Annotated in this window: 9 protein-coding genes and 1 pseudogene; 6 read left to right on the top strand and 4 right to left on the bottom strand. The window is 68.0% G+C overall.

Annotation, left to right across the window (positions count from 1 at the left end):
- The coding region (locus ACJ8AT_RS34800) for a CARDB domain-containing protein (protein WP_407742265.1) at positions 1–2,172 on the top strand (2,172 nt) is incomplete at its 5' end.
- Between the two features lie 88 nt (positions 2,173–2,260).
- Here ACJ8AT_RS34800 and ACJ8AT_RS34795 read toward each other — a convergent pair.
- The 3 genes from ACJ8AT_RS34795 to purM are packed head-to-tail and all read right to left on the bottom strand — an operon-like array spanning position 2,261 to position 4,442.
- Positions 2,261–2,749, bottom strand: coding sequence for a DUF523 domain-containing protein (locus ACJ8AT_RS34795; RefSeq protein ID WP_407742264.1), 489 nt, complete (start codon positions 2,747–2,749; stop codon positions 2,261–2,263).
- Positions 2,746–3,411 carry a phosphoribosylglycinamide formyltransferase gene (purN, locus tag ACJ8AT_RS34790; RefSeq protein ID WP_407742263.1) on the bottom strand — a complete coding sequence of 222 codons (666 nt, stop codon included), beginning with the start codon at positions 3,409–3,411 and terminating at the stop codon, positions 2,746–2,748. The genes ACJ8AT_RS34795 and purN overlap by 4 nt, the downstream gene beginning before the upstream one ends.
- Positions 3,408–4,442, bottom strand: coding sequence for a phosphoribosylformylglycinamidine cyclo-ligase (gene purM / locus ACJ8AT_RS34785; RefSeq protein WP_407742262.1), 1,035 nt, complete (start codon positions 4,440–4,442; stop codon positions 3,408–3,410). The genes purN and purM overlap by 4 nt, the downstream gene beginning before the upstream one ends.
- Positions 4,443–4,533: 91 nt before the next feature.
- Between purM and ACJ8AT_RS34780 the strand changes: the two genes are divergently transcribed.
- The 4 genes from ACJ8AT_RS34780 (at position 4,534) to accD (ending at position 9,262) form a co-directional block, all read left to right on the top strand.
- Positions 4,534–6,891, top strand: coding sequence for a CHASE2 domain-containing protein (locus ACJ8AT_RS34780; RefSeq protein ID WP_407742261.1), 2,358 nt, complete (start codon positions 4,534–4,536; stop codon positions 6,889–6,891).
- A 68-nt stretch (positions 6,892–6,959) separates the two neighbouring features.
- Complete coding sequence (locus ACJ8AT_RS34775) at positions 6,960–7,610, top strand: Crp/Fnr family transcriptional regulator (protein WP_407742260.1); 651 nt, start codon at positions 6,960–6,962, stop codon at positions 7,608–7,610.
- 1 nt (position 7,611) lies between these two features.
- Positions 7,612–8,367 carry an MBL fold metallo-hydrolase gene (locus ACJ8AT_RS34770; protein ID WP_407742259.1) on the top strand — a complete coding sequence of 252 codons (756 nt, stop codon included), beginning with the start codon at positions 7,612–7,614 and terminating at the stop codon, positions 8,365–8,367.
- Between the two features lie 43 nt (positions 8,368–8,410).
- Positions 8,411–9,262, top strand: coding sequence for an acetyl-CoA carboxylase, carboxyltransferase subunit beta (gene accD / locus ACJ8AT_RS34765; RefSeq protein WP_407742258.1), 852 nt, complete (start codon positions 8,411–8,413; stop codon positions 9,260–9,262).
- Between the two features lie 60 nt (positions 9,263–9,322).
- Here accD and ACJ8AT_RS34760 read toward each other — a convergent pair whose 3' ends face one another.
- Positions 9,323–9,814 (bottom strand): peptidylprolyl isomerase, encoded by a 492-nt coding sequence (locus ACJ8AT_RS34760; RefSeq protein WP_407742257.1) that lies wholly within the window; start codon positions 9,812–9,814, stop codon positions 9,323–9,325.
- Between the two features lie 358 nt (positions 9,815–10,172).
- Between ACJ8AT_RS34760 and ACJ8AT_RS34755 the strand changes: the two are divergent.
- Positions 10,173–10,269, top strand: a pseudogene (locus tag ACJ8AT_RS34755) (prepilin-type N-terminal cleavage/methylation domain-containing protein); the annotation flags it as partial.
- Between the last annotated feature and the right edge of the window lie 2 nt (positions 10,270–10,271).

Below are 10,271 nucleotides of genomic sequence, written 5' to 3'. Positions count from 1 at the left end.
GACGTGGAGGTCTACCTGTCCACCGACGATGCCATCCACGCCTATGCGTACCCGTATCCGGGCCCTCCCGAGGACTCCTTGGTGGGCTCGGCCTCCACGAACGTGCTGAACCCCAACCAGTGCGTCACCGTGCCTGTGAGCGGCAATGCCTATACGCCGCCGCCGGGCATGGATGGCCCCTACTACGTGGGCGCCGTGGTGGATCCGCGCGGGATGCGTCCCGAGCTGATCGAGGACAACAACGCGCTGGCGGGCTATCGGATGGGTGTGGGCAACAGGCCCGACTTCGTCGTCACGTCGGTGACAGGCCCCGCCAGTGTCCAGAACGGCAATCCCCTCAGCACCCAGGTGACGGTCTGCAACCGAGGCACGCTGGCCGACTCCACGGACGTGGAGGTGTACCTGTCGGCCGATGACACCATCCGCGCCGATGCGGATCCGTCCTCGGGAGCGCCCAAGGACTCCTGGGTGGGGTCGGCTGCGACGGGTTACCTGTACCCCAACCAGTGCGCCACGGTGCCCGTGAATGGCAATGCCTATCTGATCCCACCGGGCAGCGACGGCCCGTACTACGTGGGCGCGATCGTGGATCCGCACGGCACCCGGCCCGAGTTGATCGACGACAACAACGCACTGACGGGCTACCGGATAGGTGTTGGCAGTGGGCCCGACTTCGTCGTCACCGCGGTAACAGGCCCGGCCAGTGTCCAGAGCGGTCAGCTGCTCAGCACCCAGGTCACGGTCTGCAACCGTGGCACGCAGGCCGACTCCTCGGATGTGGACGTGTACCTGTCCGCCGTCCCCCTCCCAGCCTCTGGGCCGTCGGGTCCGCCAGCTCCCCTCGATGTCACTTTTGTGGGCACTGCTCCCACGGGGTACCTGTACCCCAGCCAGTGCGTCACGGTACCCGTGAATGGCAAGGTCTACTCGCCGCCTCCTCCGGGCACTGACGGTCCGTACTACGTGGATGCTTTCGTGGATCCGCACCACTCTCGGCCCGAGCTGATCGAGGACAACAACGTGCTGGCCGGCTATCAGCTGGGGCTGGGCACCAAGGCGGACTTCGTCATCACCTCGGTGACGGGACCCTACAGTGCCCAGCCGGGGAGCTCCGTCTCGCTCAGCGTGGGCGTCTGCAACCGCGGCCAGATGGCGGACACCGTCGACGTCGAGCTGTACCTGTCCGCCGATACCAACGTGCAGGTGCCTGCGCCTCCCGGGCCTCCCGAGGACTTCTTCCTGGGGCCGGTGTCGAACATTTCCCTGTCCGCGGGGGCCTGCACCACGCTCTCCTTGGTCGTGACGATGCCCTCCGTCCCAGAGGGTGCCTACTACCTGGGGGCCGTGGCCGATCCGCATGGCATGCGGAGCGAGCTGATCGAGAACAACAACGCCAAGGCGGGCAACGTCATCGGCGTGGGCACCAAGGCCGACTTCGTCGTCACCGCGGTGACGGGTCCCTCCAGCGTCAAGCCTGGCGCCGCCTTCACGGCCAGCGTCACCGTGTGCAACCGCGGCCAGATGGCGGACTCCGCGAGTGTGGATCTGTATCTGTCCGCGGATGACAACATCCGCGTGCCCACGCCTCCTGGGCCTCCCGAGGACTTCTTCCTGGGGACAGTGCCGAGCGGCTCCCTCGCAACGGGCGCGTGTATCACCCGCTCCTTGTCCGTGACAGCCCCCTCGGTTCCGGACGGGGCCTACTACCTGGGCGCCGTGGCGGATCCCAACAACACCCGCTCCGAGCTGATCGAGGACAACAACGCCAAGGCGGGCAACGTCATCGGCGTGGGGAGCAAGGCAGACTTCGTTGTCACCGCGGTGACGGGCCCTGCCAGCATCAGGCTGGGCGCTGCCTTCTCGGCCAGCATCACGGTGTGCAACCGCGGCCAGCTGACCGACACCACGGATGTGGATCTCTACTTCTCCGCGGACTCCACCATCCGCGTGCCCACGCCTCCCATTCCGCCCGAGGACTTCTATCTCGGCAGGTTGACGGGGGTGTCGCTCCCAGTCGGCGCATGCACCACCCGCTCCCTCGTGGTGAGCGCCAACGCTCCCGCCACGGGCTCGTACTACCTGGGCGCCGTGGCGGATGCGGCCAATGCCCACTCCGAGCTGATCGAGGACAACAACACCAAGGCGGGGACCTACATGTCCGTGACTCCCTGAGGTGTGATGCCCGAAGCCGGGTCCTGGCCGGTGAGCCAGGATCCGGCTCGCTGGCTCACGGTGCACAAATGTCGGGGGTTTTGGACTTTCAGAGCTCCTCGTCGCTGATCACCGTGAGGCCCGCGGAGTGGAGCAGGGCGGCGGTGACGCCTCTTCCGGGCACCACCGCTCCGTCCACCTGCGTGCCCTGGGTGCCACACGAGGGGCTGCGCTCCTTGAGCACCGCCACCGTCGCCCCGAAGCGCTTCGCCGCCTCCAACGCCAGCTCCGCGCCGTAGCGGAAGGCCGCCGTGCGGTCCTCGCCCGTCGCGGCCACCACGGCTCGGGCCCGTCCGGCCAGGACCGCCTCGCCCGTGCCGCCGCGCAGCTCCACCGCGGGCCGAGGTATGCCGAGCCCCGCTCCCGTCTCGGGGCACACGGGAACGACCTCCTTGCCCTCCAGCGCGCGCATCACCCGATCCGAGCCCTTCGACTTCCCGTCGTACCGGCACGCCTCGCCCAGCAGGCACGCGCTCACCAGCACCACGCGCGCTTCACGCAACGCCGCCAGCCGCTCCTCGCGAGTCCGCTCCGTCACCGCGGCGCTCCCGGGCTGCGCAGGCTCAGCTCGCCCAGCGTGGCCGGAGCGTCCACCCGCGTGCGCGCTCCCTGCATCGTCACCTTGCCCGTCACCGCCAGCCGGACCGCCAAGGGGTAGAGCTTGTGTTCCTCCAGGAGGATCCGCGCGCTCAGGCTCGCCTCGTCATCCTCCGGCAGCACTGGCACCGCCGCCTGCGCGATGATGGCTCCCGTGTCCATGCCCGCATCCACGAAGTGCACCGTGCACCCGGCAATCTTCACGCCTCGCTCCAGCGCCTGCCGCTGCGCGTGCAGCCCGGAGAACGCTGGCAGCAGGGAAGGGTGGATGTTCAGCACCCGCCCCGGAAAGCCCGCCAGGAAGTCCGCGCCCAGCAGCCGCATGAAGCCCGCCAGGCACACCCACTCCACCCCGGCCTTCCTCAGCTCCTCCCCGAGCGCCTTCTCGAACTCCGCCCGGGAGCTGAACGCCTTGTGCTCCAGCACCACCGCGGGCACGCGCGCCTTGCGAGCCCGCTCCAGCGCGAACGCCGTGGGCACGTTGGACACCACGCAGGCCACCTCGGCCGGGTAGTCCGCCTGAGCGCACGCATCCAGCAGTGCCTGCAGGTTGCTGCCGCTCCCGGAGACGAGCACGCCCAGCCGCGCCCGCGCCGCGCTCATGGCTCGATGACCGCCGTGGCTTCGCCCTGGCCCTTCTCCACGCGCCCCACCTCGGTGGCCTTCACGCCCCGGGCGTGCAGGAGGCTCAGGGCCTGGGCCACGTCCTCCTTGGCCACCACCACGATGAGCCCCAACCCCATGTTGAAGGTGGAGAACATCTCGTCGCGCGCCACGCCGCCCAGCCGGGAGATCAGATCGAAGATCGGCGGCCGGCTCCACGCCTTCTCCCTCAGCACCGCGCGCGTCCCGTCCGGCAGGCAGCGAGGCAGGTTGCCCGGGATCCCGCTCCCGGTGATGTGCGCCATCCCCTTCACCTTCACGGACTTGAGCAGCGCCAGCGCGTCCTTCACGTAGATCCGCGTGGGCTCCAGCAGCGCGTCCGCGAGCGGCCGATCCAGGCCCTCGGGCGTCGCCTTCAAGTCCAGCTTCCGATCCTCCAGCAGCACCTTGCGCGCCAGGGAGTAGCCGTTCGAGTGCAGCCCCGACGAGGGCAGCCCGATGAGCACGTCCCCCGGCACCACCGTCCGCCCGTCGATGATCTCCGAGCGCTCCACCACGCCCACGCAGAAGCCGGCCAAGTCATACTCGCCCCGGCCGTAGAAGCCCGGCATCTCCGCCGTCTCGCCGCCCAGCAGCGTGCACCCGGCCTGCTCGCAGCCCAGGGCAATGCCCTTCACCACCTCGGAGGCCGCGTCCACCTCCAGCCGCGAGGTGGCGAAGTAGTCCAGGAAGAACAGGGGCTCGGCGCCGCAGGTGAGGATGTCATTCACCGACATGGCCACCAGATCGATGCCCACCGTGTCGTGCCGCCCCGCCAGGAACGCCACCTTCAGCTTCGTGCCTACCCCGTCCGTGCCCGACACCAGCACCGGCTCGCGGTACTTGCCCGGAGGCAGGGCAAACAGGCCTCCGAAGCCTCCCACCCCAGCCACCACCTCGGGACGCACCGTCCGCGCGGCGTAGGGCTTGATCCGCTCGACGAACGCGTCGCCCGCATCGATGTCCACTCCGGACTGTTTGTAGGTCGTCACGGGCGGCCTTCTACTGGCAAGCCCCGGCGCTTGTCTCGCCCGGTGAAGCGCAGGTGTCGCGTTTGCGGCTACCATGGCGCCTCACTTCCGGATGAAGACACTTCTCTCACGCCTCCGCTTCGAAGCGCTCGCCCTGGGGTTGGCCGTGCTGTTCTGCGCCCTCCACGTGTGGGTGGACGCCTCCCCCATCATTGGCACCCGAGCCGACGGCCAGTCCACGCCGCTGTTCGTCCGCGCCGTGCAAATCGCCGAGAGCCGCGTCACGGATCTCAAGTTCGCCCTCCGGGGCACTCGGCCCGCCTGCCCGGACGTGGTCGTCGTGGCCGTGGACGAGAAGAGCGCCCAGCGCTTCGGACTCTGGCCCTGGCCGCGAGATCTCGTGGCCCGAGCCATCGACCGCCTGAACGAGGCCGGCGTCGGAGCGGTGGGGCTGGACATGATCTTCGCCGACGCGGTCGTGGACAGCCGCGCCCAGGCGTATCAGGGCGCCCTCCAGGAGCTGGATCGGGCCCTGGAGCAGGCCCCCGAGAGCGCTCCGGTCCTCGGCGCCTACCGGGATGAGCTGCGCAGGCGTGCCTCCATCAGCGCGGATGCCCTGCTGGCCGCGGCCCTCTCGCGTGCCCCTCGGGTGGTTCAGGGCGTCATCGTCTATCCCGGCGAGGAGCGGGAGCGCTTTGCCAGCAAGTCCGAGGAGTGGCAGCGGATGCTCGAGCCCCGCCTGATCCGCGAGTTTCACGGCGACGTCCCCAAGTCCTCGATCAACGCGGAGCTCGCCACCCTGAAGAGTTGGCGCATGGAGTCGGCTCAGCTCCCGCTTCTCCAACTCGCCCAGGCCAGCGAGCGCCTGGGCTTCTTCAACACCGCCCCGGATCCGGATGGCACCCTGCGGCGCGTGCCGCTCTTCGCCCTGCTGGAGGGACCGAAGGGGCTGATCCCCTCGCTGGAGCTGCAGACCGCGGCGGCGTACCTGTCCTCCCAGGCGGAGCCGGTGGTCGTTGCCCCCGAGCACCTCGTCACAGGGGCCCGCATGCGCCGGCCGGACGGGCAGGTGCTGCCGCTGCACGTGCCCCTGCCCGAGGACGAGCCCTTCATGCTCATCAACTACCCGGGGCCCGCCAGCAGCTTCACCACCCTGAGCCTGTCCGACGTGGTGGACGGCTCCTTTGATCCGGCCTCCGTGCGCAACAAGGCGGTGCTCCTCGGCGTGACGCTGGTGGGCAACTTCGATCAGCGCGTGACGCCCTTCAGCAAGATCGAGCCCGGCGTATACGTCCACGCCGCCGCCCTCTCCAACATCCTCTCCCAGGACTTCCTGACGCGGCCCTTCGAGGCCCGGCCGCTGGAGCTGCTCTTCATGCTCGGCGCCGCCTTGCTGCTGGCCCGCCTGCTGCCCCGCGTGCGCTTCACCTGGAAGCTGGGGGCCGTGGCCCTGCTGGGGGCGGCGTGGCTCGCCGTGGATCAGTTCGTCTTCACCCGCGGCATCCAGGTGGCCACCGTGATGCCGCTGGCCAGCCTCGTCACCTCCTCCTTCGCCGTCATGTTCCTCGGCTACTTCTCCGTGGACGCCGAGAAGGCCCGCCTGCGCACCACCTTCCAGCACTACCTGGATGTCAGCGTCATGGAGCAGGTGCTCGAGAACCCGGAGAAGCTCAAGCTCGGCGGAGAGCGCAAGGAGCTCACCGTCCTCTTCGCCGACATCCGCGGCTTCACCACGCTCTCGGAGCGCATGACGCCCGAGCAGCTCGTCAGCTTCATCAACCAGTACCTCTCCCCCATGACGGACGTCATCTTCGAGAACGGGGGCACGCTCGACAAGTACATCGGCGACGCGATCATGGCCTTCTGGGGCGCGCCCGTGGATCAGCCGGATCACGCGCTGCGCGCCTGCAGCGCCGCCCTGGGCTTCCTGGAGAAGCTGGAGACGCTGCGCTCCCGCTGGCGCGCCGCCGGGCTGCCCGAGGTGGACATCGGTGTAGGCATCAACAGCGGGCTCATGAATGTGGGCCACATGGGCACCCAGAACCGCTTCAACTACACGGTGATGGGGGACGCGGTGAACCTGGCCTCCCGCCTCGAGGGGCTCACCAAGGCGTACGAGAGCCGCATCCTCATCTCCGCCGCCACCTACGCCCAGACGCTCGGCCACGTCACCGCCCGCCGCCTGGGCGTCGTGCGCGTCAAGGGCAAGCGCGAGCCCACGGACATCTACGAGCTGCGCGCCGTGGGCGCCGCCGTGGGCGCGGACGCCGAGGCCATCCAGGCCTTCGAGGCGGGGGTGGCGCGCTTCCTCGCCCGGGACTTCTCCGGGGCCGAGACCCAATTCCGCCAGGTGCTCACCCTCTGGCCCGAGGACGCCCCCAGCCGCCGCTACCTGGAGGAGATCAATACCCTGAAGTGGAACCGTCCGGGACCGGACTGGGACGGGGTGTTCACCGCGACCACGAAGTAGGCTGATCCGACGAAACTGCCCCGCGAAATTTGACCCCGAGGGTGTGGACTGGTTGACTCGTGCTCCAGATGGGCGCCGAGGAAACCCTCTTTCAACGTTTCGGCAAGGAGTTCCCCAAGGGCACGGTCCTCTTCAACGAGGGGGAGCCGGGCAAGGACATGTTCGTCCTTCAGTCCGGGAGAATCTCCATCTCGAAGAAGGTACGGGACGTGGAGAAGGTGCTCGCCGTGCTCGGGCCCGGCGAGTTCTTCGGGGAGATGGCCATCATCTCCAACAAGCCTCGCAACGCCACGGCCACGGTGATGGAGGACGCCAAGCTCCTGGTCATCGATCCCAAGACGTTCGAGGCGATGATCCGCGGCAACGCCGAGATCGCCGTGCGGATGATCAAGAAGCTGGCCGAGCGCCTGTCCGAGGCGGACTCCCAGATCGAGAACCTGCTGCTGTCCGATCCGGCCAGCCGCGTGGTCCACCAGGTGCTCCAGGTCTGTCAGACGCGGGGCCGGCCCATGGAAGAGGGCATCGAGGTGGACTTCCCCATCCGCGAGTTCCCCCGGCTGATCGGTGTAGGGGAACCTGCCATCCGCCACATGCTGGATCGCCTCGAGCGGGCCGGGCTGATCGAGCGCAGCGGTGACAGACTGACCGTGTATGACACGGCCCGGTTGCACGACTTTCTCCAGTACCTCGAGATGAAGTGGAAGTTCGGAGACCTCTAGTGTGAAGCTGCAAGTCCTTGGCTGCCACGGTGGCGAGTTGCCCTCGTGCCGGACCACATGCTTCCTCGTGGATGACGTGCTCGCGCTGGACGCGGGCGCGCTCACGAGCACGCTCACGCTCGATCAGCTCTGCAAGGTGGACGACGTCCTCGTCGGCCACAGCCACTTCGATCACATCAAGGATCTGCCGCTGCTGGCGGACCTGGTGATTGGCCGGCGGGACACGCCCGTCACCATCCACGCGTCGCGAGAGTGCGCCAAGGCGCTGCGCGACTACATGTTCAACAACTCGCTCTGGCCGGACTTCACCTCCATCCCCACGAAGAAGAACCCGGTGCTGCGCATCAAGACGTTCCGCGCCGGGAGCTCCTTCGAGGTGGGCCGCTACACCGTGCAGTCCATCCCGGTGAGCCACCCGGTGGAGTCCTGCGGCTTCATCATCTCCGACGGCCAGACGTGCATGGCCATGAGCGGAGACACCGGCCCCACGGACGAGCTGTGGAAGGTGCTCAACCAGGTGAAGAACCTGAAGGCGCTGCTCTTGGAGGCCAGCTTCCCCAACGCGCTCCAGGAGCTGGCGGATCTGTCCGGGCACCTGACGCCCCAGACTGTCCAGTCCGAGCTGGCCAAGTTCGAGCGCAACGGCACCAGCGTGCTGATGTACCACCTCAAGCCGGCCTTCGTGAGCCAGCTCAAGCGGGAGCTGTCCGGACTGCCAGTGGAAATCCTCGAGCTCGGGGACACCTTCGAGTTCTGAGGGGTTGACGGACGCTCCCGGCCGGACTAACCCCGCGCCTCCCATGGCCTGGTTTTCGAAGAAGCCCCGTATCTCCACTCGCCAGGAGCCCACCGCCGAGGAACAGCCCTCGCGCATGCAGGGCCTGTGGGCCAAGTGCGAGAGCTGCGACGAGATCATCTACCGGCAGGAGCTGGAGAAGAACTGGATGGTGTGCCCGCACTGCGAGCACCACCACGGCTGGACGGCGCGCTCGCGGCTGACGGGCCTGCTGGATCCGGACAGCTTCGAGGAGTTCGACAAGGAGCTGGAGCCGCAGGATCCGCTCGGGTTCGCGGACTCGAAGAAGTACAAGGACCGGCTCAAGTCCACGCGCAAGAACCTGGAGGAGAACGACGCGTTCATCTCCGGGGTGGGGCGGATCGACGGCCACCAGGTGTCGGTGGGCTGCTTCGTGTTCGAGTTCATGGGCGGCTCCATGGGCTCGGTGGTGGGCGAGAAGGTGACGCGCGTGTTCGAGCGCGCGCACGAGCTGAAGTGCTCGGCGCTGATCTTCTCGGCCTCGGGCGGCGCGCGCATGCAGGAGGGCATCTTCTCCCTCATGCAGATGGCGAAGACGTCGGCGGCCATTGCCCGCTTCCGCACCGGCAACAAGCCCTACATCTCCATCATGTTGCACCCGACGACGGGCGGGGTGGCGGCCTCGTTCGCGTGGCTGGGAGACATCATCCTCGCCGAGCCCAAGGCGCTCATCGGCTTCGCGGGCCCGCGCGTGATCGAGCAGACCATCCGCCAGAAGCTCCCCGAGGGTTTCCAGCGCTCCGAGTTCCTGCTGGAGCACGGGATGATCGACGCCATCGTCCCGCGCAAGGACCTGCGCACGAAGCTGGGGCAGATCCTCGGGCTGCTGGGCTGAGCCTCCTGCTCGATTCAACCGGTGGGAGCCAACTGTTGGCTCCAACCGGCTCCGGACGGCTCAGTGGTCGTGGTCGTGGTCGTCCGGACCGTGGGCGTGGCCGTGCTCGAGCTCCTCCTCGGTGGCGGCGCGCACCTCGCGCACCTTCACCTCGAAGTGGAGCGTCTTGCCCGCCAGCGGGTGGTTGAAGTCCACCACCACCGTCTTGTCGCGCAGTTCCTTCACCAGGAAGTCCACCTCGTCGCCCTCGTCATCCGTGGCGCTGATGACGCCGCCGGCCTCCAGCTCCAGATCCGCCGGGAAGTCCTCGCGCGGCACCTCCTCCACGCCGTCCGGATCGTATTCCCCGTAGCCCTCCTCGGCGGAGACCTGCACCTTCAAGGACTCGCCCGCCTTCTTGCCCTCCAGGGCCTTCTCCAGCCCGGGGACAATCTCCTCATAGCCGTGCAGGTAGACGAGCGGATCGTCCGGCTCGCTCTCCTCGATGATCTTCCCGTCTCCCAGGTGCAGCCGGTAGTCGATGGAGACGACGCTGTCCTTCGCGATCTGCATGGATGCCCTCCTCGGGGCGCGGTTGCCTGGCAGGCCAGTACGTGCCCGTGCCGTCTACCACAGAAGATCCAAAGGTCTACACGAACTCCCGCCAGCGCCAGGGCACCTCCAGTTCCAGCGTGCTCCGCAGGGAGAGCCACACGGCCTCAGTGACGGCGTGCGCCGCGGCCGGTGAAAAATCTTGTCACTGCCGAGGCTCGTCACCGAGCTGCCCTGCTTTGTCGCCGCGCGCTCGGGGCTCGCGAGCCAACCCTCAGCAATCTGGTGGGCTCGCTGAATCCTCGCGCGTGGCCCGCTGATTGCTCTTCCCATTCGTCGCAGTTCATCCCCTTCACATGCAACGACAAGGAGCACTCCCATGACGACGCGACGTCACCGCTACGGCTTTACCCTCATCGAGCTCATGATCGTGGTGGCCATCATTGGCATCCTGGCCGCGATTGCGATTCCCAACTTC

The sequence above is a fragment of the Hyalangium sp. genome, assembly GCF_045802625.1.
Classification (GTDB): domain Bacteria; phylum Myxococcota; class Myxococcia; order Myxococcales; family Myxococcaceae; genus Hyalangium.
This window is presented reverse-complemented; position numbering and strand designations above follow the sequence as displayed.

Coding starts and splice junctions, on each gene's coding strand:
- purN (WP_407742263.1), bottom strand. CDS start 3,411: ATGAGCGCGGCGCGGGCGCGGCTGGGCGTGCTCGTCTCCGGGAGCGGC.
- ACJ8AT_RS34780 (WP_407742261.1), top strand. CDS start 4,534: ATGAAGACACTTCTCTCACGCCTCCGCTTCGAAGCGCTCGCCCTGGGG.
- ACJ8AT_RS34775 (WP_407742260.1), top strand. CDS start 6,960: ATGGGCGCCGAGGAAACCCTCTTTCAACGTTTCGGCAAGGAGTTCCCC.
- accD (WP_407742258.1), top strand. CDS start 8,411: ATGGCCTGGTTTTCGAAGAAGCCCCGTATCTCCACTCGCCAGGAGCCC.
- ACJ8AT_RS34760 (WP_407742257.1), bottom strand. CDS start 9,814: ATGCAGATCGCGAAGGACAGCGTCGTCTCCATCGACTACCGGCTGCAC.